The organism is Nocardia tengchongensis, assembly GCF_054781395.1.
On sequence record NZ_BAAGUM010000013.1, the window covers coordinates 102,422 to 124,901 of the forward strand.

General features: G+C 70.5%; 11 protein-coding genes. 7 read left to right on the plus strand and 4 right to left on the minus strand.

The window, feature by feature from the left end; translation table 11 throughout:
* The first annotated feature begins 10 nt into the window (after window positions 1-10).
* The 6 genes from ACYVKL_RS26115 (at window position 11) to ACYVKL_RS26140 (ending at window position 17,058) form a co-directional block, all read left to right on the plus strand.
* Window positions 11-13,231, plus strand: a complete 13,221-nt coding sequence (locus tag ACYVKL_RS26115; protein ID WP_379171676.1) for an amino acid adenylation domain-containing protein — start codon at window positions 11-13, stop codon at window positions 13,229-13,231.
* A 32-nt stretch (window positions 13,232-13,263) separates the two neighbouring features.
* Window positions 13,264-14,370 carry an ATP-binding cassette domain-containing protein gene (locus ACYVKL_RS26120; protein WP_379172061.1) on the plus strand — a complete coding sequence of 369 codons (1,107 nt, stop codon included), beginning with the start codon at window positions 13,264-13,266 and terminating at the stop codon, window positions 14,368-14,370.
* Window positions 14,367-15,212, plus strand: coding sequence for an ABC-2 transporter permease (locus tag ACYVKL_RS26125; protein ID WP_379171678.1), 846 nt, complete (start codon window positions 14,367-14,369; stop codon window positions 15,210-15,212). The genes ACYVKL_RS26120 and ACYVKL_RS26125 overlap by 4 nt, the downstream gene beginning before the upstream one ends.
* The gene (locus ACYVKL_RS26130; RefSeq protein WP_379171680.1) at window positions 15,212-16,033 is read left to right on the plus strand and encodes an ABC transporter permease; all 822 of its coding nucleotides are present in this window, start codon (window positions 15,212-15,214) and stop codon (window positions 16,031-16,033) included. The genes ACYVKL_RS26125 and ACYVKL_RS26130 overlap by 1 nt, the downstream gene beginning before the upstream one ends.
* Before the next feature lie 76 nt (window positions 16,034-16,109).
* A complete protein-coding gene (locus tag ACYVKL_RS26135) occupies window positions 16,110-16,619 on the plus strand; it encodes a peroxynitrite isomerase (protein ID WP_379172063.1) in 510 nt (169 codons plus the stop codon).
* Between the two features lie 238 nt (window positions 16,620-16,857).
* On the plus strand, window positions 16,858-17,058 hold the full coding sequence (locus ACYVKL_RS26140; RefSeq protein ID WP_379171682.1) for a hypothetical protein: 201 nt from the start codon (window positions 16,858-16,860) through the stop codon (window positions 17,056-17,058).
* A gap of 7 nt (window positions 17,059-17,065) precedes the next feature.
* Here the strand turns inward: ACYVKL_RS26140 and ACYVKL_RS26145 are convergent, their stop codons facing one another.
* From ACYVKL_RS26145 to ispG, 3 genes are all read right to left on the minus strand, one after another.
* A complete protein-coding gene (locus ACYVKL_RS26145; protein ID WP_379171684.1) occupies window positions 17,066-18,853 on the minus strand; it encodes a penicillin-binding transpeptidase domain-containing protein in 1,788 nt (595 codons plus the stop codon).
* A gap of 88 nt (window positions 18,854-18,941) precedes the next feature.
* Entirely contained in the window at window positions 18,942-19,805 is an 864-nt protein-coding gene (locus ACYVKL_RS26150; protein ID WP_379171687.1) for a GNAT family N-acetyltransferase, read from the minus strand.
* A 128-nt stretch (window positions 19,806-19,933) separates the two neighbouring features.
* Window positions 19,934-21,067 carry a flavodoxin-dependent (E)-4-hydroxy-3-methylbut-2-enyl-diphosphate synthase gene (gene ispG, locus ACYVKL_RS26155; protein ID WP_379172065.1) on the minus strand — a complete coding sequence of 378 codons (1,134 nt, stop codon included), beginning with the start codon at window positions 21,065-21,067 and terminating at the stop codon, window positions 19,934-19,936.
* A gap of 255 nt (window positions 21,068-21,322) precedes the next feature.
* Here ispG and ACYVKL_RS26160 point away from each other — a divergent pair, with 255 nt between their 5' ends.
* On the plus strand, window positions 21,323-21,952 hold the full coding sequence (locus tag ACYVKL_RS26160) for an endonuclease V (RefSeq protein ID WP_379171689.1): 630 nt from the start codon (window positions 21,323-21,325) through the stop codon (window positions 21,950-21,952).
* A 26-nt stretch (window positions 21,953-21,978) separates the two neighbouring features.
* Here the strand turns inward: ACYVKL_RS26160 and ACYVKL_RS26165 are convergent, their stop codons facing one another.
* Window positions 21,979-22,269 (minus strand): hypothetical protein, encoded by a 291-nt coding sequence (locus tag ACYVKL_RS26165; protein WP_379171691.1) that lies wholly within the window; start codon window positions 22,267-22,269, stop codon window positions 21,979-21,981.
* Window positions 22,270-22,480: the final 211 nt, after the last annotated feature.

Sequence of the window (22,480 nt, forward strand, 5' to 3'; positions counted from 1 at the left end):
TCTCAGCAGTATGGGTTTCAGCAGTCCCCTGCCCTCCACCCCTGACAATTCGGCGGCATTCGCCCTTTCCGCCGCCCAGCGCGGCATCTGGTTCGCCCAGCAGCTGGCCGGCGACACCCCCGTCTCCATCGCCCAATATGTCGAGCTGACCGGCCCGATCGACGCGGACCTGCTGGCCGACGCGGCCCGCCGCGCCGGTCGCGAGTTCGGCACCGGCTATCTACGCCTGATCGAGATCGACGAGCTGCCCTGGCAGCTGGTCGACACCAGCCTCGACGACCGGACCCGGACCGTCGACCTGAGCGGCGCGCCCGACCCCGAGGCCGCCGCGCAGACCTGGATGCGCGCCGAGTACACCGCACCCCTGGACCTGACCCGCGACCGCCTGTGCACGATGGCCATGCTGCGCCTGGGCCCGGACCGCTGGTACTGGTACTCGCGCTTTCATCACATCCTGCTCGACGGCGTCGGCGCGCTCACCATGCTGCAGCGCACCTCCGAGATCTACAACGCCACCGTCACCGGGCAGGAGGTCCCGCCGGGCAAGGCCGAGCCGTTGCAGCGCATCGTGGAAGCCGATGCCGCGTACCGGAATTCGGACAAGCTGCAAGCCGATCGCGACTACTGGCGCGAACACCTGACCGGTCTGCCCGAACCGGCGAACCTGGGCCGCCGCACCGGCGCGGTGGACGCTCACCCGCGGCTGCTCAGCGGCGCGCTGCCGGAATCCACGGCGGCCCTGCTGGATTCGCTGACCGCGGCTCGATCCACCAGTCCGGCGCCGGTCGTGGTGGCCGCCTTCGCCGCCTACGTGGGCGCGATGACCGGGGCGGGCGAGATCGTGCTCAGCCTGCCGGTGTCCGGCCGCACCACCGCCACCCTGCGCCGTTCGGGCGGCATGGTCGCCAATGTGGTGCCGCTGCGGCTGCGCCTGTCCCCCACCGCCACCGTCGGCGACCTACTGGGCGCCACCCAGGGTGAGCTGACCGCCGCCCTGCGCCGCCAGCGGTACCGGCAGGAGGACATCTTCCGGGACCTGGGCTGGGCCATGGACGAGGTCGCGGGCTTCGGGCCTACGGTCAATCTGATGTTGGCCGACACCCGCATCCGTCTGGGTGGGGTGACCGGGCAGCTGCACGTGCTGACCTCGGGAATGATCGACGACCTGTTCGTCAACGTCTACCCGGGCACCGGCGGGGAACCCACCCACATCGACTTCCAGGCCAACCCCAACCGCTACGACGAACCCGAGCTGGCGGCCCTGCACGCCCGGTTCCTGGAGTTCCTGCACCGCTTCCTGGCCGGCGGCGCCGACCAGCCGCTGACCGCGCTGAGCGCGGTCTCCGATCAGGAGCGTGCCGTGCTCGCGCCGGCCCGCGGCCGGGATGGCGCCCGCCCGCACACCCTGCCCGAGATCCTGTCCGCCGGGGCCGAGCGCGCCCCCTCGGCCATCGCCCTGCGGGTGGGCGGCAGCGCCTTCACCTACCGCGAAGTCACCGAGTACGCCAACCGGCTGGCCCGGGTGCTGATCGCCGCGGGCGCGGGACCCGAACGCGCCGTGGCGATCTCGATTCCCCGTTCGGCCGAGTCGGTGCTGGCCATGTGCGCCGTCGCCGCGACCGGCGCGGCATTCGTTCCCGTCGACCCCGGGTATCCGATCGACCGCATCGAGCACATGCTCACCGACAGCGGCGTGGTCGCGGGTGTGACGGTAGCCGGCTCGCGGGCCGCGCTGCCCGATCGCGTGCGGTGGCTGGTGCTCGACGACCCCGAGACCGAACAGACCATCACCGCAAGCGATTCCGGGCCGATCACCGACGCCGACCGGCGCGCGCCCGTGCACCTGGACCAGGTCGCCTACCTGATCTACACCTCCGGCTCGACCGGCCTGCCCAAGGGTGTCGCGGTCACCCATCGCGGCCTCACCAACCTGGTCACCGGGTCGGGTTCGGTGTTCGGCGTGGGCTCGGACGCCGTGGTGGCGCACGCCGTCTCGCCCAGTTTCGACATCTCGGTGGAGGAACTGCTGGTCGCGTTCGCGGTGGGCGCGACGGTGGCCGTGGTGCCACCGGACGCCTACGCCGGCGACGACCTGGCCCGGGTGCTGCGCACCCTGGAGGTCACCCACCTGAATGTCACTCCGGCCGTGGCGGGTTCGCTGGAACCGGAGACGCTGCCGCGGCTGCGGACGGTGGTGGTGGGCGGCGACTCCTGCCCGCCCGAGCTGCCGGTCCGCTGGGCCGGGCGCTGCGTCATCAACGGCTACGGCCCGACCGAGGCCACCGTCACCGCGACGCTCAGTACACCGCTGAGACCCGGCGAGCCCATCACGATCGGCGCGCCGACCCGCGGGGTCGGCGCGATCGTGCTCGATCCCTGGCTGCGGCCGGTGCCGCCGGGCGTGGTCGGCGAGCTGTACCTGAGCGGTGCGGGCCTGGCGCGCGGCTACCACCAGCGCATCGGCCTGAGCGCGGGACGTTTCGTGGCCAGCCCCGTCGAGCCGGGCGCGCGGATCTACCGCACCGGTGACCTGGTGCGCTGGCGGCGGCGCGCGGGCCGCTGGGAACTGGAGTACCTGGGCCGCGGCGACACCCAGGTGAAGGTGCGCGGCTTCCGCATCGAACTCGGCGAGGTGGACGCCGCGGTGGCCCGGCATCCGGGCGTCGAGATGGCGGTCACGGTGGGCGCGACCACGCCGGGCGGGGCCACCGCGCTGGTGTCCTACGTGCTGGCCGCCGATTCGGTGGTCGCGCCCGAGGACGTGAAAACGACCGTCGCCCAGCAGCTTCCGGCGCACATGGTGCCCTCGGTGGTGATGGTGCTGCACACACTGCCGCTCACCCCCGCGGGCAAGGTGGACCGCCGCGCCCTGCCCGCCCCCGACTTCGGCTCGGGGCCGCGCACCGGGCGCGCACCCGCCACCGACAACGAACGCGCCCTGGCCGCGGTGTTCGAAGCCGTGCTGGGCGTGGAATCGGTTGCGGCGGACGACAATTTCTTCGCCCTCGGCGGCGACAGCATCGTGGCCATCCAGCTGGTGGCGCGCGCCAAGGCGGCCGGGCTCGGACTGCGCGCGCGAGATGTGTTCGAGCACAAGACCGTCGCCGGACTGGCCGTGGTCGCCACCGCGGCGGCCGCACCGGTGATCGAGGAACTGCCCGGCGGCGCGGTCGGCCCGGTACCGCTCACCCCGATCGTGCACGCCATGCTCGACCAGGGCGAGACGTGGCCCCGCTTCGCCCAGGCCGTGCTGATTCCACTGCCCCACGACATCGACCGGTCCCGGCTCCCCGGGGCCGTGCAGGCCGTGCTGGACCGCCACGACCTGCTGCGCAGCAGCCTCACCCACGAACCCTCCGACGACGGCCGCCCCTGGGTGTGGCGGGTCAGCGAGCCCGGGACCGTGGAGGCCGGAGCCCTCATCGACCTGGTGACCGCCGCACCCGACAGCGACGGCGAGGACGAGTTGCAGCGCGCCGCCGACCTTTTGGATCCCTCCGCCGGCGTGGTGGCCCGCTTCGTGTTCATCGACCGCGGCGCGGCGCTGCCGCTGCTGTGGGTGGTGCTGCACCACCTGGTCACCGACGGCGTCTCCTGGCGCATCCTGCTGCCGGACCTGGCCACCGCCTGGGCGGGCGGGACCCTCGCACCGGTCGGCACCTCCTTCCGCCGCTGGGCGCACGGCCAGATCGAACAGACCCCGGCCCGTGCGGGCGAGATCCTGGGGTGGCGCGAGATCCTCACCGCACCCGACCCGTACCTGGGCACGAGGGCGCTGGATCCCGCCCTCGACACCGTGGCCTCGATGGGTCAGGTGCGCACCGTTGTCGACCCCGACACCGCCACGGCCGCACAGGAATTCATTCCCGCGCGCTTCCACTGCGGCCTCGACGACGCCCTGCTCACGGCCTTGGCCCTGGCCTCGGCGCGGTTCCGGGACACCCGGCGGACACTGCTCACCGTCGAGGGCCACGGGCGCGAGGAAGCGGTGCTGCCGGGCGCGGACATCTCCCGCACCATCGGCTGGTTCACCAGCGTCTTCCCCGTCGCGCTCGACCTCGGCGACCTCGATCTCGACGACGCCTTCCACGGCGGACCGGCGGCGGGCGCGGCGCTCAAGGCGGTCAAGGAGCAGTTGCGGGCCATCCCCGACAAGGGCGTGGGCTTCGGCATGCTGCGCTACCTCGACGCCGCGACCGCGGCCGAGTTCGAGAGTGCTCCGGCACCGCAGCTCAGCTTCAACTATCTGGGCCGCACCGGCGCGGGCGTCGAACATCCCGGCGGCGCGGAAACCCCGTGGGTGCCGGTCCGATTCGCCGCCACCCAGGACGATGCCGCACCGCTGGCGGCCGTCATCGACATCAACGCCTTCCACACCGCCGCCGGCCTCGAGGTGACGTGGGCCTACGCGGCGCGGCTGCTGTCGGCCGAGCAGGTGAGCGACTTCGCGCGACTGTGGGGACTGGCGGTCACCGCGCTCGTCGCCCACGCCCGCCACGCGGGGGCGGGCGGGCACACGCCCTCGGACTTCCCGCTCGTCGCCGTGGACCAGGAGCAGATCGACGACTGGGAACGCGAGTACCCCGGCCTCACCGAGGTGTGGCCGCTCTCGCCGTTGCAGTACGGACTGTTGTTCCATGCCCGCTACGACAGCGACACCGCCGACGGCTACACCGTCCAGACCCAGCTCACGCTGGCCGGGCGGGTCGACGCCGGACGGCTGCGTACCGCGGCGGCCGCGCTACTGGATCGGCACGAGGTGCTGCGGGTCGCTTTCGTCGAGACCGCCGACGGCCCGCGCCAGCTGGTGCTCGGGCATGCCGAGATCCCCTGGCAGGAAATCGATCTCACCACCATCACCGAGCCGGCCGAACGGCAGCGGGAACTGGCCCGGCTGATCGCCGTCGACGCCGGCACCCGCTTCGACCTGGCCCGGCCGCCGCTGCTGCGGTTCAGCCTGATTCGCACCGAGGCCGAGGCGTACACGCTGCTGATGACCAATCACCATCTGGCCCTGGACGGCTGGTCGACGCCGCTGGTGGTGCGCGAGCTGCTGGCCGGGTATTTGGCCGCGGTCACCGGGCACGAGATCCCGCAGCCGCCCGCGCACTCCTATCGCGAATTCCTGACCTGGCTGGACGAACAGGACGACGACGCCTCCCTGGCCGCCTGGACCGAGGCGCTGGCCGGGGTCGACTCCCCGACCCGCGCGATCCCGACGCTGGCGGGCATCACCTCGGCCGAATCCGGCATGGTGTCGGCCGAATTCACGACCACGCAACTGGCGCAACTGACCGAGACCGTGCGCACCGCCGGGGCCACGGTGAACACGGCGGTGCAGGCCGGGTGGGCGCTGCTGCTGGCCATGCTCACCGGGCGCACCGACGTGGTGTTCGGCGGCACCGTGTCCGGGCGGCCGCCGCAGCTGTCCGGGGTCGAGGAGATGGTGGGGTTGTTCATCAACACCCTGCCGGTGCGGGTGCGGCTGGATCCGGGTGAGCGGGTGGGCGATCTGCTGGCGCGGGTGCAGGACGAGCAGACGCGGCTGCTGGATCATCAGCATGTCGGGCTGGCCGCCATCCACCGGGCGGTCGGGCTGCCGGAGCTGTTCGACACCCTCACCGTGTTCGAGTCCTATCCCATCGACCGCGAAACCCTCTCGCGGGCATTGGATATCGCGGGCATGCGGATCCTGGACGTGTCCGGCACCGACGCCACCCCGTACCCGCTCAACCTGATGGTGATTCCGCAGCGCGCCGCCGACGGCAGCGAAAGCCTGTGCATCACCGTCAAATTCATGGCCGACGAACTGCCCGAAGCGGCCGCGCGCAGACTGCTCGACCGGTTCATGCTGCTGCTGAACCAGATCGCCGAGCACCCCGACCGGCGCATCGCCCAACTGCAGCACTGCGATCCGCTGGAACGGGCGCGGCTGGCACCGGTCCGCGGCGGCGCGCCCACTCCCCTGCGCACGCTGCCCGACATCCTCGCCGCCGGCGCACGCGCCAATCCCGACGGCATCGCGATCAGTTCGGGCACCGTGTCCATGACCTACCGCGACCTCGACGCCTGGTCCAACCGGTTCGCGCGCATCCTGTTGGGGCGCGGCGTCGGCCGCGAGACCTTCGTGGTGCTGGCGCTGACCCGGTCGGTGGAATCGGTGGTCGCGGTGTGGGCGCTGGCCAAGACCGGGGCGGCGTTCCTGCCGCTGGACCCCAACTATCCGGTCGAACGCATCGAGCACATCCTCACCGACTCCCGCGCCCCGATCGGGGTGACGGTGTGCTCGGTCGGCGAGACCCTGCCCGGCAGCATCGACTGGCTGCTGCTCGACGACCTCAACACCATTCGACGCGTCATGACCGTCTCCGACGCGCACATCACCGACGACGAACGCGGCGGGCCGATCAACCTCGCGCAGACGGCGTATCTCATCTACACCTCCGGGTCGACCGGCAAGCCGAAGGCCGTGCTGCTCAGCCACCGCGGACTCGCGAATCTGGTGGCCTCCCAGCAGAGTCTGCTCGACCTCGACGAAACCTCCAGCACCCTGCAGGTCGCCTCGCCCAGCTTCGACGCCTCGGTGCACGAGCTGCTCATGGCGCACGGCGCGGGCGGGCGGCTGGTCATCTCACCGCCGGACGTGTACGGCGGCGGCGCGCTCGAGGAACTGCTGCGCACCGAGGGCGTCACGCACGCGGTCATCACCCCGTCGGTGCTGGCCACCATGAACCCCGACGGGCTCGATGACCTGACCTGCCTGTCGGTGGCCGGCGAAGCGGCCGGTCCCGAACTGGTGACCGAGTGGTCGGCCGGACGGCGCATGGTGAACCTGTACGGCCCCACCGAATTCAGCGTGTGGGCGACCGGGCCCGGCGAACTGCGGCCGGGCGAGCCGATCACCATCGGCGCGCCGGTGCGTGGGGCGCTCACGCTCGTCCTCGACAGCTGGCTGCGGCCGGTGCCCCTGGGGGTGACCGGCGAGCTGTATCTGGCCGGGCCCGCACTGGCCCGCGGCTACTTCAACCGCTTCGGGCTCACCGCGGCGCGATTCGTCGCCAACCCGTTCACCGCGCCCGGCGCGCGCATGTACCGCACCGGCGACATGGTGCGCTGGGTCGAAGTCAAGACCACCGACGGATCGCAACTGGAGCTGGAATACCTGGGGCGCAGCGACTTCCAGGTCAAGATCCGCGGGCTGCGCATCGAACTGGGCGAGATCGACGCGGTACTGGCCGCCGACGACCAGGTCGACTACGCCGCCACCCTCGGCTGCCCGGGACCCGGCGGTCAGACCGTGCTGGTCTCCTATGTGGTCGCCGCGGCGGGACAGCGGCTCGACACCGAACTGCTGCGCACCCGCATCGCCGCCGCACTGCCCGGCTACATGGTGCCCAGCTACCTCATCGAACTCGACGACGTGCCCTTGACGCCGGTCGGCAAGCTGGACCGGAACGCCTTGCCCGCACCGGATTTCGCGACCCTCGACCAGCGCTACCTGGCCCCGCGCACCGGCATCGAGACCGCGGTGGCCAAGGTGTTCGCCGACGTGCTCGACACCCACGAGATCAGCATCGACCGATCCTTCTTCGACCTGGGCGGCAACTCGCTGACCGCGACCCGGGTCGTGGCCCGGGTGAACGCCGCCCTCGGCGCGACCATCGCCCTGCGCGACCTGTTCGACGCACCCACCGTCGCACAACTGTCCGCCCGCATCCTGCCCGGCACCGAGATTCCCGGCCTGCCGGCCCTGGCCCCGCGCATCCGCCCGGACCGCATCCCGCTGTCCCCGGCCCAGCAGCGCATGTGGGTGCTCAACCGGCTGGACCCGAACTCGGCCGCCTACAACATCACCGCGGCACTACGCCTGACCGGCGCCCTCGATGTCGCGGCGCTGCGCCGGGCGGTCGCCGACGTGGTGACCCGCCACGAATCACTGCGCACCATCTACCCCGCCGATGCCGACGGCCCCCGCCAAGTGGTGCTCACCGCCGAGGCCACGGCCCCGGAAATCAGCTTCGCCGACACCGACGACGGCCCCGACCTGCACGCCGCCATCGCCGAAACCACCGGGACGGGCTTCGATCTCACCCGCGAGGCCCCGCTGCGCGTCCACGTGCTGCGCCTCACCCCGCGGGCCGTCGGCGGCACCGAGCCCGAACACGTGGTGGTGTTGGTGGTGCACCACATCAGCGCGGACGGGTCCTCGATGGCGCCGCTCGCCACCGACCTCGTCACCGCGTATCTCGCGCGCACCACCGGCGTGGAGATCGAACGGCCGCCGTTGCCGGTGCAGTACGCCGACTACTCGATCTGGCAGCGCGAACTGCTCGGCGACGAGAACGACACCGAATCCCGTGCGGCACACCAGGTCCGGTACTGGAAGGAACGGCTCGCGGCCGCGCCCGACGTGCTCGAACTGCCCACCGACCGGCCGCGCCCGGCGGTGCAGAGCCTGCACAGCAAGGACCTCGAATTCCGGGTCGACGCCGGATTGCACAGCGCGCTCACCGAATTGGCGGCCGCCACCGACACCAGCCTGTTCATGGTGCTGCACGCCGCACTGGCGGTGCTGCTGTCCCGGCTGGCCGGGACACCCGACATCCTGATCGGCACCGCGGTCGCCGGGCGCGGCGAAGCGGCCCTCGACGATCTGGTGGGCATGTTCGTCAACACCCTCGCCCTGCGCACCCCGGTCGACCCCGCCCTCGGGTTCCGGGACTTCCTGGCGCAGGTCCGGGCCACCGACCTGGACGGCTTCGCCCACGCCGAAGTCCCGTTCGAACGACTGGTGCAGGTCCTGGATCCGCCACGCTCCACCGCGCAGCATCCGCTGTTCCAGGTGTCGCTGTCGCTGCAGAACTTCGAACCGCCCACGGTGGAATTCCCGGGGCTGCGGGTCGAGGTCGAACCCATCGTCCGCGACGCCTCACAGTTCGACCTGACCTTCGATCTGCGCGCACCGCTGCCCGGCCTCGACGACGAAGCCGGGCTCGAGGGCACCCTCACCTTCGCCACCGACCTGTTCGACGAGACCACCGCCGCCCGGCTGGTCACCCGGTGGCGGCGCGTCCTCACCGCCGTCACCGCCGACCCCGGCATCCGGCTGTCCGACATCGAACTGCTCGACCTGGCCGAACGCGCCGCACTGATCCCCGTGCGCGGCCCCGGGCACAGCGGATTCACCACCCTCGCCCAGGTTTTCCGGGCCGCCGCCACCGCACACCGGCTGTGCCCGGCCGTCATCGCCGACGGGCGTGCGGTGTCCTATCGCGAACTCGACACCGCTTCGCAGCGCCTGGCCATGCAGCTCTCGGCCGCCGGCGCCGGATCGGAAACCGTTGTGGCGCTGGCACTGTCCCGGGGCGCGGAGCTGCTCACCGCGATCTGGGCGTGCGCCAAGGCGGGGGCGGCGTTTCTGCCCATCGATCCCCGCCATCCGCTCGACCGCATCGACCACATGCTCACCGACTCCGGCGCGATCCTCGGCCTCACCACCGGTGCGCACCGGCCGAATCTGCCCGACAGCATCGGCTGGCTGGTCCTCGACGATCCGGCCGCGTCGAGCGTGCGAATCACTCTCGGGGGCGGGCGAGTTCGCGCCATGCGCAGCTACCCGGACCAGCCCGCCTGGCTCATCTACACCTCCGGATCCACCGGGACACCCAAAGGGGTGTCGGTGTCGCACCGCGGAATCGCCGATCTGGTGCGAGCCCAGCGGGAGCTGCTCTCGCTCGGCGAACACTGCCGCGTATTGCAGGTCGCCTCACCGAGTTTCGACGCCTCGGCCTTCGAGGCGCTCATGGCCTTCGGATCCGGCGGCACCGCCGTGGTCGCCCCGCCCGACGTGTTCGGCGGGGAGGCCCTGACCGAACTCATCACGACCCAAGGCGTCACCCACCTGGTGATCACGCCGTCGGCGCTGGCCACCCTCGACCCCGACGCCGTGGCCGGCGTGCGCGTGCTGGCCGTGGCGGGCGAGGCCATCGGACCCGACCTGGTGGCGCGCTGGGCGACCGGGCGCACCCTGATCAACCTGTACGGACCCACCGAATTCACCATCTGGGCAACGGCTTCCGAGCCACTGGTCGCCGGGCAACCGGTCACCATCGGCGCACCGATCCGCGGCGCGGGCGCCCTGGTCCTCGACGACCGGCTGCGACCGGTCCCGATGGGCGTGGCCGGCGAGCTGTACCTGGCCGGAGGGGCCCTGGCGCGCGGCTACCACAACCGCCCGGGCCTCACCGCCAACCGCTTCGTCGCCGACCCCTACGGGCGGCCCGGCGGACGCCTCTACCGCACCGGCGACCTGGTGCGCTGGACCGGCTACCTCGACGAACCGATGCTGGAATACCTGGGGCGCACCGACTTCCAGGTCAAGGTGCGCGGACAACGCATCGAACTCGGCGAGATCGACGCCGCGCTGGCCGCCGGCGACGGCGTCGAATTCGCGGTCACCCTCGGCGTACCCGGACCCGGCGGGGCCACCGCGCTCGCCGCCTACCTGCTGCCCGAACCCGGACGGCAGATCGACCTCGCCGAACTGCGCGCCCACGCCGCCGACCGGCTGCCCGGCTACATGGTGCCCTCGGCGTTCGTGGTGCTCGACGCCATCCCGCTCAACGCCGTCGGCAAGCTCGACCGCCGTGCACTGCCCGCGCCGGTCTTCGAGGCCGAGACCGAATACCGCGCTCCCCGTGGTGATCTGGAGATCACCCTCGCCGAGATCGTGGCCGAACTGCTCGGCCGCGACCGGGTCGGCGTGCACGACTCGTTCTTCGCGCTCGGCGGCGACAGCATCCTCGCCATCCAACTGGTGTCGCGCGCCAAGATGCGCGGCATCGAGATCACCCCGCTGCAGATCTTCGAACACCGCACCGTCGCCGCACTGGCCGCGCTCGCGGCCGCCGGCGGCGACAGCGTCGTGCTCGAGGAACTGCCCGGCGGCGGGGTCGGCGAACTGCCGCTCACCCCGATCGTGCGATGGATGCTCGAACGCGGCGGCGACCACCGCAGATTCGCGCAGACCGCGGTGCTGGAACTGCCCCAGGGCATCGGCCGCGAACAACTCGTCGCCACCGTCACCGCGGTCGTCGACCACCACGACGCGTTGCGCGCCCGACTCGCCGAGCAGGACGGCCAGTGGCGCATGGACATTCGCGAGCCGGGTTCGGTCGATGTCGACGCACTGCTGTACCGCATCGAATTCGATACCGCCGACGCTGTCGACCTGCGCGAATACGCCTTCACCGAAACCGATTCCGCGCTCGGCCGCCTCGACCCGGCCACCGGCACCGTCCTGCAGCTGGTGTGGCTCGACCCCGCCCCCGGCAGCCCCGCCGCCCGGCGCGGCCGCCTCATCCTGGTGGCCCACCACCTCGTCATCGACGGCGTGTCCTGGCGGATCCTGATTCCCGACCTGATCGCCGCCTGGGCGCAGGTCAGCGGCGACACCACCCCGATCCTGCCCGAGACCGGCACCTCCCTGCGCCGGTGGGCGCACGCCCTCGAGGAGGCCGCGCAGCGCGAAACCCGCACGGCCGAACTGGATTACTGGCGCGAGGTGGCCGCCACCCCCGATCCGGTGGTCGGCCCGCGCGAACTCGACCCGGCGATCGACCGGGTGCCTGCCGTGCGCGCGGTCGAGGTCGAACTCGACGCCGACGTCACCACAGCCCTGCTCACCACCCTGCCCGCGCTGTTCGACGGCACGGTCGAGGACACCCTGCTGGCCGCGCTCGCGCTGGCCGTCATGCGCTGGCGCATGGAACCTTCCGAGGCGGTGCTGGTCCGGCTCGAAGGACACGGGCGGCAACAGGAGATCGTGCCGGGCGCGGACCTCTCGCGCACCCTGGGCTGGTTCACCACCGTCTACCCGGTGCGACTGGCACTGTCGGACATTCCGATTCGCGACGCCCTCGCCGGCGGGCCCGCCATGGGCGCGGCCATCCGCGCGATCAAACATCAGCTGATGGCGGTGCCGGACAAGGGAATCGGCTACGGCATGCTGCGGTACCTCAACCCCGAGACCGGCCCCGAGCTGCCCGCGCGGGTGCCCGGCCGGATCGGGTTCAACTATCTCGGCCGCTACGCCACCGCCGACATCCCGGCCGGACTCGAGGATCTCGGCTGGCTGCCCACCGACGAATTCGGCGACCTGCACCCGACCGAGCACGCCGACGTGCCCGTCACCGCCGAAATCGAGATCAACGCCGTCGTGGCCGGGGACCGGCTGCAGGCCAGTTTCACCTTCCCCGAAACCCTGCTGCCCCGGCACGAGATCACCATGCTGGCCCACCTGTGGACCGACGCGCTCGCCGCCGCGGCCTACTTCGCCGGCTCCCCGGCCGCCGAACTGGCCGCCGACGCCGAACGCAAGCACATGATCGAACTACGCGAGCAACAGGCCGCCGCCGAACTGGCCGCCACCCGGGCGGACACGTCACCCGGACTCGGACTGGACGTGGTGCTGCCCATCCGGCCCGGCGGCACCGAACCCGCCCTGTTCTGCATCCACCCCTCGTCCGGCATCGCCTGGACCTATCTCGGGTTCGCCGACGCCCTGGCCCCCGGACGACCCGTCTACGGCCTGCAGGCACCCGACCTGTCGGGCGAACCGCACGCCCGCAGCATCGACGACTTCGCCCGGCGGTACGTGGCCGAAATTCGCCGACTCCAGCCTCGCGGCCCCTATCATCTGCTGGGATGGTCCTTCGGCGGCCTCATCGCGCATGCGGTCGCCGCCCGGCTCGAAGCAACCGGAGACGAGGTCGGCACCCTGGCCCTGCTCGACGCGGACAGCACCGATATCGACGGTGACAGCATCGACAAGCTCACCGCCGGGTCCTTCGTCGCGGCCTTCGGGTCCGTCTTCGGCATCACCGACATCCCCGCCGACACCACCGCCGAACAGGCCGCCGCCCTCATCCGCGATCGCATGGGCGGCGTCGACCTGGTCGACGCGGCCACCCTCGAACGCATGGCCGCCTCCTACAACGCCTCCGCCGCCACCCGCACCGGCTACCAGCGGCCCGTCTTCCACGGCGACGCACTGTATTTCAGCGCCACCGTGCACACCTCCGACATCTTCGGACCCGGCGGCTGGCGGCCCTGGATCACCGGGACCATCACCAACCACGACATCGACGTCAGCCACGAAGAACTGACCGCACCGCACGCGCTCGCGGCCATCGCCCGAATTCTCGACGCGCACCTGGGAGGGACGCCGTGAACACCGACAATGGCAAACCCGATACCAACGATGTGAACACCACAACAGCCACCCTCGGCGCCGCCGGACCGGCCACCCTCACCAACCCGGCGGACACCGCGGCCGACGGTGTCGTCGTCGAAGGCGTCGAGAAATCCTTCGGCGCGGTCCAGGCACTGCGCGGAGTCACCTTCAAGGCCGCGCCCGGCGAGGTCCTGGGCATCCTCGGACCCAACGGCGCGGGCAAGACCACCATGGTCAACATCCTGTCCACCCTCATCGCCCCCGACGCCGGGCGCGCGCTGGTCGCCGGCCACGACGTGGTCGCCGACGCCGCCGACGTCCGCCGCTCCATCATGCTGACCGGGCAGTTCGCCGCCCTCGACGACGCCCTGTCCGGCTACGAGAACCTGGTCATGTTCGGGCGCCTGATGGGCCTGCGCAAACGCGCCGCCCGCGCCCGCGCCGACGAACTCGTCGAGGAATTCGACCTCACCCAGGCCGCCGGACGCCGCGTCGGCACCTACTCCGGCGGCATGCGGCGCCGCATCGACATCGCCTGCGGACTGGTCGTACGACCCGAAGTGGTGTTCCTCGACGAACCCACCACCGGCCTGGACCCCCGCAGCCGCCAAGGCGTCTGGGACCTGGTCGGCGGATTCCGCAAACACGGCATCACCACCCTGCTCACCACCCAATACCTCGAAGAAGCCGACGCGCTGTGTGACCGCATCATCGTCATCGACCACGGCCTCGTCATCGCCGCCGGCACCGCCGACGAACTCAAGGCCCGCACCGGCGGCAGCTACTGCGAAATCGTCCCGCTCCGCCTGGAAGACCTGCCCGCCCTCATGGACGCCCTCGGCGACCTGCTCCCGGCCACCGTTCGCGAAGCGCTGACCGAGGATTCGGACCGGCTCGCCATCCCCGCGCCCGAAGGCGCGAAAACACTTGCCGAGGCGCTGCGGCGGCTCGACGCGGCCGGACTGGAACTGGTCGACATCGCGCTGCGGCGACCCTCCCTCGACGACGTGTTCCTCGAACTCACCGGGCACATCCCCCCTAAAACCGAGGAACCCGAAGAGGATTCACCCTCGATCCGGCTCCGCGGCGACGGCGGCGGCCGCCACCGCACCGCCGAGGATCGGACCCGGGGATGACCGCCACCGCCACCGCCACCGCCGCCGCACGCACCGGCTGGCTCACCGACGTCCGCGCCACCCCCGCCACCCTCGCCCAATGGTGGGTGCTCACGGTGCGGCTGATCGTGCCCTCGGTCAAGACCGGCGAGATCATCACCGCCATCGCCGCACCCCTCACCTTCACCGCCAGCTTCTACATCCCGCTCAACCGCGTGATGTCCTTCGCCGGACTGGGATTCAGCAGCTACGCGCAATTCATGGCGCCCATCGTCATCCTGCAGGCCTGCGCGTTCACCGGCGTCTCCGCGGCCTTCCGGGCCGCCACCGACGCCGTCTCCGGACTCGATCGGCGCTTCGACGCCATGCCTATGCACCCGATCGTGCCCGCCGCGGCGCGCATGGCCTCCAATGTGTTCCGGCTGCTCATCGGACTCGTCGCGGGCGTGATCGGCACCTACGTGGTCGGCTTCCGATTCGCCGGCAGCTTCGCCCACACCGTCGGATTCCTGGTGCTCGGCCTGCTCATCGGCATCAACTTCTGCCTGGGCGCCGACGCCATCGGCACCTACACCCGCAGCCCCGAGGCCACCACCCAGATGCTGGTGCTGCCACCGCTGATCCTCGGCATGCTCTCCACCGGTCTGGCCCCCGCCCACCAATTCCCGCACTGGGTACAGGGTTTCGTCCGCAACCAGCCGGTCTCGCAATTCGCCGAGGCGCTGCGCGCACTCGGCGGCGACCCCGGCGGCCATGCGCACCCGGTCACCTGGTCGCTGATGATGCCGACGGTGCTGTGGATCGTCGGCACCATCGCCGTGTCCTGCTACTTCATCGCCCGGCAGAACCTGAAGAGGTCGTGATGGCCACCCTCGCACACCCCGAAGCCACCGACACCCTCCTGTTCGGCGAACGCTCCGCCCCGGCCCTGTTGCGGCACACCTGGATTCAGACCCAGCGGCTGCTGACCCGCTGGGTGCGCGACCCGGTCACGCTGCTCGAAACCCTCGTCGTGCCGTGCCTGCTGCTGCTCATGCTCGACATCGTGGTGGGCTCGCAGATCGAGAAGTTCTCCGGGCACAGCGCCCTCTACGGATCCACGCCCATGGTGACCCTGGTCGGCGCGCTGTCGGGGACGGTGGCCAGCGGCGTCATGCTCGGCCGCGAACGCGAGGCGGGCATCCTGGCCCGCTTCTGGGTGCTGCCCGTGCACCGCGCCTCCGGACTGGCCGCGCGGATCATCGCCGAGGGGATCCGGATCTTCGCCGGGACCGTGGTCATCATCTGCTTCGGCATGGCGATCGGCTTCCGCTTCCGGCGGGGACCCTGGCAAGCGCTCGCGTTCCTGGGCATCCCGGTGCTGTTCGGGCTGGCCTTCGCCACCATGGTCACCGCCATCGCGGTCTTCACCGCCAAGGCCGCCCTGGTCGAAGCGGTGGCGCTGCTGTCCTCGCTGCTCATGTTCTTCAGCACCGGCTTCGTGCCGCTGGCGGCCTACCCCAAGTGGATTCAGCCGGTGGTGGAGCATCAGCCCATGTCGGTGGCGGTCGACACGATGCGGGCGCTGGCCGCGGGCGGGCCGGTGGCCGGGCCGTTGATCAAGACGATCGTGTGGTCGCTCGGGCTGATCATCGTGTTCGCCGTACCGGCGGCTTACGGCTATCGGCGGGCAAGCCGCGCCTGAAAGATCAATACCCCTATCCGGAAAGTCGGCGCGCGGATGCCCCGACCTCCCGCAGCGATGCGGGCGGCGGATTAAGCTGTCCGCCGTGCTCGAACCCGAAACCCCCGTCGCGCCCCACCCCGACATCGCCCACCTGGCCCCGCTGCTGGGCACCTGGCGGGGCCGCGGCCGCGGCGAATACCCGACCATCGATTCGTTCGAGTACCTGGAGGAAGTGCACTTCGGCCATGTCGGCCGCCCCTTCCTCACCTACCGGCAGCGCACCCGCGCCGCCGACGGCAGCCGGCCCATGCACAGCGAGACCGGCTACCTGCGTGCACTCGGCGACGACCGGATCGAACTGATCCTGGCCCACCCCACCGGGATCACCGAGATCTGTGAGGGCCGTCTGGTGCGCGAGGGCGGCGAGCTGCGCCTGGAACTCGACTCCACCTCGATCGGGATGAGCAGCAGCGCGAAGTCGGTGACCGCGCTGGGCCGGACCTTCACCGTCGCGGGCGACACCCTCGACTACTCCCTGCGGATGGCCGCGGTCGAGCAGCCGCTGACCCACCATCTGGCGGCCAGCCTGCAGCGCGCAAACTGACCGAAACTGACCTCATCTCTGAACTGAAAGCGAACTTTACAGTCCGATAGCGGCTCTGACGTGCCAAATTCCTGTCAAAGCGGAGTGCGGCAACAGGCATACGCCTTGCTTCCGGCATGGGTCACCGATTAACGTTTCATGCACTGGCAAACATTCAGCCAACCTCAATTGAGTACCGGATCAACCGAATCGACACCGTTCGGGTCTCCTCACTCATCCCCAAACAAGGGAGAGGGATATGAAGCGCTCGGCCCTTCTGCTGGTTACCACCGCGGGCATGATTCTCGCGGGAGCAGGCGTCACCGAAATGCTCGGCGACGGATCCACCGAAGGCCCACCCGTCAAGACGCTCGCCGACCAGCGGTACGTCTCCGACAATATCGGCGAGATCCAGCCCTCCGCCTGCGTCCGGCCCGACGGCCGCTACACCGGACGCTGACCCTCCATCAATACCCCGCGGGCAAGGCCGCGACCATATCGCGCGTCACCGCCACCGCATTGTCCGAACTGCCGCCGCGCACGACCAGCGTCGCCCAGGCCAGATCGCCGCGGTAGCCGATGAACCACGAGTGCGAACCGCCGTCCACCTCGGCCTCGCCGGTCTTCCCGTACACCTCACCCTGATCGACGATGCGCTCGGCCGTACCGCCGAGCACCACCTTGCGCATCATCAGGCGCAGACCGTCGATCACTTCCGGCTTCAAGTGCGGCCGGTCCCCCGACACCTGGGTCTGATGACCCGCGATCAGATACGGCACCGGCGCCGAACCGTGCGCGACCGTCGCCGCCACCAACGCCATACCGAACGGGCTGGCCAGCACCTTGCCCTGACCGATGCCGTCCTCGGCGCGCTGCACCAGATCGTGGTCGGCGGGCACCGAACCGGACGCGGTCGGCAGGCCCGCGATCGTGTAGTCCAGGCCGAGGCCCAGCGCGGCCGCCGCGGTGCGCAGGTCATCGCCCTCGAGTTCGGACGCCAGCTTGGCGAAGGACGTGTTGCAGGAGCGCTCGTACGCGGTCGCCATCGCCACGCTGCCGACGCTGAACAGGTCGTAGTTGGGAATGGTGCGCTCGCCCACCACGATCTGGCTCGGGCACGGCACCACGGTGTCGGGGGTGGCAAGGCCGGCGGTCATGGCCGCGGCGGCCGTCACCGTCTTGAACGTCGAACCCGGCGGATAGAGACCGGTCGCCGCAACCGGTCCGTCCTTGTCGGCCGCCTCGTTCTGGGCGACGGCCAGAATCGCGCCGGTGGACGGCTGCACCACGACCATCATGGCCTGCTCGGTGCGAGCGTCCACCGCGCGCTGCGCGGAATTCTGGACGTAGCGGTCCACGCTGAGCGAGAAGGACGGGGAGGTCTGCGGGTCGACCTCCTCGAGCACATCGGTGTCGACGCCGTTGGAGTTGACGGTCACCACGCTCCAGCCGGCCTTGCCGTCCACCTCGTCGATGACGGTCTTGCGGATCTGGGTCATCAGATCCGGGGCGAAGTGGCGGTCGGTGGGGACCAGATCGAATTCCTTGCTGAACGTCACCCCGGACAGGCCCATGAGCGCCGAATTGACCTCGCCGAACTCCCATTCCGTGAGCTGGGCGGCGGTGTAGGGGCCGTCGGCGCGGCGGGCGGCGCGTAGCAGCGTCGCGGCGTCGATCTTGTCGTCGAAGCGGCGCAAGGCATTCGCCAGCGCGACACTGACACCGTTGGGATCCGACGAGGCCGACGGCTTGAACTGCACGCGGTACAGCGAGCCCGGCACCAGAACATCCCCGCCGGAGCGCTCGTTCACGCGGGCGCGCGGCGCCGGGTTCGAACGCAGTTGCAGCGTCTGGGTATTGCCCAGCTGCGGGTGGATGTCGGCCGCGGACCAGCGCACCTGCCACTTGCCGTCGGCGCGGCCCATCTGCAGCTGGCCCTGGTAGGTCCAGACGCGGTCCTTGGGCAGGTGCCACTCGTAGGTGTAGTCGACGACGGCGGTGTCGCCGGTGACCCGGGCCGCGCCGGTGGTCGCCACCAGCTTCTCCGCCTGCAGCTGATCCCACGCCGAACCGAGTGCGGCACGGGCTCTTTCGGGCTGGCTGGTGCGGTCGGCGGCCGAGTCCACGTCGTGGTCGGCGAAATCGGAGACGAAGGCCTCGGCGGCCTGCGCGGGCCCCTGGGGACCCGACGAACACCCGGCCGCGGCGACCGCGACCGCGGCGGCGATCAGCGTGGAAAAAACCCGAGTTGACATCGGGTCAGATGCTAGAGCCAACTACTGGCAAACCAGTGCGACACACTGCACCGGAACGGATTTCACGCAGACATCACAGGAAATCCGGTCAATCCAGCAGCACCGTCGCGAATGTTGCGATCTGCCGGAACCCGACCTTCGCGTAGGCGCGGCGCGCAACGTCGTTGTAGCAGTTGACATACAGGCTGGCGGTGCGCCCGGAGGACACCACCACATTGGCCACGGCCGCGGTGCCGGACGTTCCGTACCCTTCGCCGCGTTTGTCCGGATGGACCCATACGCCCTGAATCTGCCCGGTGCGTCGCGACAACGCGCCGACCTCCGCCTTGAAGACGACCTCACCGTCCTCGAATCGCGCCCAGGCCCGGCCGGATTCGATAAGCCCCGCCACCCGGCGTCGATAGCTGCGCCCGCCGTCGCCCGACCGGGGGTCGATGCCGATCTCCTCGGTGAACATGGCGATCGCCGCGACCAGATACCGATCGATCTCCTCGGGCCGCACCCGGCGCACCCGCAAATCCGGAGCGATAGCGGCGGGCCGATCCAACGCGAGCAACGGCTGATCGTCACGCAGCTCCCGCGGCGCACCCCAGTGCGCGGCCAGCAACTCCCACAGCGGCAAGGTCAGCTCCCGCCGGCCCACCACCGACGAACACACCCGCGGCCCCTTGATCGCCTTCTCGGCGAAGGCGCGCAGATCGTCGCGGCCGCCACGCAGCGGCACCAGATTGGCCCCCGAGAAGCACAGCGAGTCCCCCGGCCCGCCCCGGCTCCACAGTTCGCCGTACACGCCGCGCTGGTCGAGGCCGAACTCCTGCAGACGCGCGGCGACCATGCAGGTCGCCACCGGATCGGTATCGAGCACACGCAGAACCTGCGTCAGATCGCGGTTCGCGAGCTGACGGGCCCCGGATATCCGGCCCCGGCGAGTCGGCTCCAGCACACTCCGCACGCTCACAGCCTGCCAGAACTTCCCGGTCCGCGCCGCAAGATTGCCCCCAACCGCCCATCGACCAGCGAAAACGGCGACGGCCCGGTCCTTCGCACGGAGGCGAGGCCGGGCCGGTCGATCGGAGTGGGTCAGCCCGCGGTGACCACCGGGGCGCCGGAACCCGCGATGTCGCCCATGTCCTCGGCGATGCGCAGGGCCTCTTCGATGAGGGTTTCCACGATCAGGTGCTCGGGCACGGTCTTGATGACCTCACCCTTGACGAAGATCTGTCCCTTGCCGTTGCCGGAGGCGACACCCAGGTCGGCCTCGCGGGCCTCGCCGGGACCGTTCACGACGCAGCCCATGACGGCCACACGCAGCGGGACCTCCATGCCCTCGAGCCCCGCGGAGACCGCGTTGGCCAGGGTGTAGACGTCGACCTGGGCGCGACCACACGACGGGCAGGAGACGATCTCCAGCTTGCGGGGACGCAGGTTCAGCGACTGCAGGATCTGGGAGCCGACCTTGATCTCCTCGGCGGGCGGGGCCGAGAGCGAGACGCGGATGGTGTCGCCGATGCCCTCGCTCAGCAGCGCGCCGAAGGCCACGGCCGACTTGATGGTGCCCTGGAAGGCCGGACCGGCCTCCGTGACACCCAGGTGCAGCGGGTAGTCGCAGCGCGCGGCCAGCTGACGGTAGGCCTCGACCATGACAACCGGGTCGTTGTGCTTGACCGAGATCTTGATGTCGCCGAAGCCGTGCTCCTCGAACAGGCCCGCCTCCCACAGCGCGGACTCGACCAGGGCTTCGGGGGTGGCCTTGCCGTACTTCTCCAGCAGGCGCTTGTCCAGCGAACCGGCGTTGACGCCGATGCGCAGCGGGATGCCCGCGTCGCCGGCCGCCTTGGCGACCTCCTTGACGCGGCCGTCGAACTCCTTGATGTTGCCAGGGTTGACGCGCACCGCGGCACAGCCCGCGTCGATGGCGGCGAAGATGTAGCGCGGCTGGAAGTGGATGTCGGCGATCACCGGGATCTGCGACTTCTTGGCGATGGTCGCCAGCGCGTCCGCGTCCTCCTGACGCGGGCAGGCGACGCGCACGATGTCGCAGCCGGACGCGGTCAGCTCCGCGATCTGCTGCAGGGTGGCGTTGATGTCATGGGTCTTGGTGGTGGTCATCGACTGAACCGAGACAGGGAATTCGCTCCCCACTCCGACATTGCCCACCATCAGCTGGCGCGTCTTGCGCCGTGGTGCGAGGACGGCCGCCGGTGCGGCCGGCATCCCCAATGCGATGGCACTGCTCACGATCGGCTGCCTACTTTCAACTGAGTCCTCACCCTTACCGGCTCCGAGCTTACCGAGGCCCGAATACCGGTCGCCCTGTGACGGCGGCGACAACGGTACCCGCGCCGGGAGCAGGACTCGGAATCGGCCGGGGCCTACGGTTCTTATTCGTAGCAATCGAGGCGAAGGTTTACGCTCCGAGAAGTGAAGGTAGCGAATCCCGGTCCCTGGCCACGCACGCCGGAAGAGGCAGTGGCACTTCAAGATCGGCTGCGCGCCGAGGTGATCGCCGCGAATCCCCGTCCACCGCAGTTCCGGACGATCGCCGGCCTCGACTCCGCCTACGACGACAACGGCAATGTGGCCGCCGCCATCGTGATTCTCGACGCAACCACCCTCGACACCGTCGAAACCGCCACCGCCCGCGGCACCACCGCCTTCCCCTACCTCCCCGGCCGGCTCGCCTTCCGCGAACTCCCCACCACGGTGGCAGCCCTGGAAAACCTCACCGTCACACCGGATCTGATCATCTGCGACTCCCAGGGCCTGACCCATCCCCGCCGCTTCGGCTTCGCCTGCCACCTGGGCCTACTGACCGGGATCCCCACCCTCGGCGTCGCCAAGAACGCCTGGGGCGACTACGAGGAACCGGGCCCCGACCGGGGCTCCTCCTCCGTCATCACCATCGACGGCGACCCGGTAGGCCGAGCCCTCCGCACCCGAACCGGCGTGAAGCCGGTCTTCGTCTCGGTAGGCCACCTCATCGACCTGGACACCGCCTGCGCCCAGGTCCTGGCCCTCACCCCGGAGTTCCGCCAGCCCGAAACCACCCGCCGAGCCGACCGCCTCTGCCGGACGCTGCTGCGCGAAATGGCGCAATGAGACGCCGACCCGGTCGGCCCGGTGTCTCACTGAGCGGCGATCTCGAGCAGTTGGGTGCGGGCGCTGCAATCCTGAGGGGTGTGGCCGTGGCCCGCGATGCAGGTCATGTGACGTAGCAGCAGGGCGCGGAGTTCCAGGGCGGTCAAGGGGCCGAGCGCCGGAATCCGGTAGTGCGAGAAGGCGGAGTACACGTCGTCACCAGGCCCGGTGCCGGCCGTGCCGGCGGTGGCGGTTGTGCAAGGGGACGCGGGGAAGGTGGTGCCCGCCCGCGACGAGGAGCGCGTCACTCGGCGCGGGCGGAGTTCGCGGGGTGTCATCGGAGACTCCCCAGTGGATGGCGGCGATGATCAGCGCGCACGACATCACAACCAAAACGAATGAGCATGTGTCCAAAGCCATTACAACCATCTCCTCGTCGATGGTGTTCCCCGAGCGTGGATTTGGCGGAGGTCGGATGCGCGCCGTCCGCACCTGCCGCTGACTGAAAGTAGACACCGGGAGACGTTTGGATGAAACAATCATGGCCGA

What these genes read in the sequence shown, in the direction of transcription:
- ACYVKL_RS26165 (WP_379171691.1), bottom strand. Translation starts at nt 22,269, where the DNA reads ATGACACCCCGCGAACTCCGCCCGCGCCGAGTGACGCGCTCCTCGTCG.
- ACYVKL_RS26115 (WP_379171676.1), top strand. Translation starts at nt 11, where the DNA reads ATGGGTTTCAGCAGTCCCCTGCCCTCCACCCCTGACAATTCGGCGGCA.
- ACYVKL_RS26125 (WP_379171678.1), top strand. Translation starts at nt 14,367, where the DNA reads ATGACCGCCACCGCCACCGCCACCGCCGCCGCACGCACCGGCTGGCTC.
- ACYVKL_RS26130 (WP_379171680.1), top strand. Translation starts at nt 15,212, where the DNA reads ATGGCCACCCTCGCACACCCCGAAGCCACCGACACCCTCCTGTTCGGC.
- ACYVKL_RS26140 (WP_379171682.1), top strand. Translation starts at nt 16,858, where the DNA reads ATGAAGCGCTCGGCCCTTCTGCTGGTTACCACCGCGGGCATGATTCTC.
- ACYVKL_RS26145 (WP_379171684.1), bottom strand. Translation starts at nt 18,853, where the DNA reads ATGTCAACTCGGGTTTTTTCCACGCTGATCGCCGCCGCGGTCGCGGTC.
- ispG (WP_379172065.1), bottom strand. Translation starts at nt 21,067, where the DNA reads ATGCCGGCCGCACCGGCGGCCGTCCTCGCACCACGGCGCAAGACGCGC.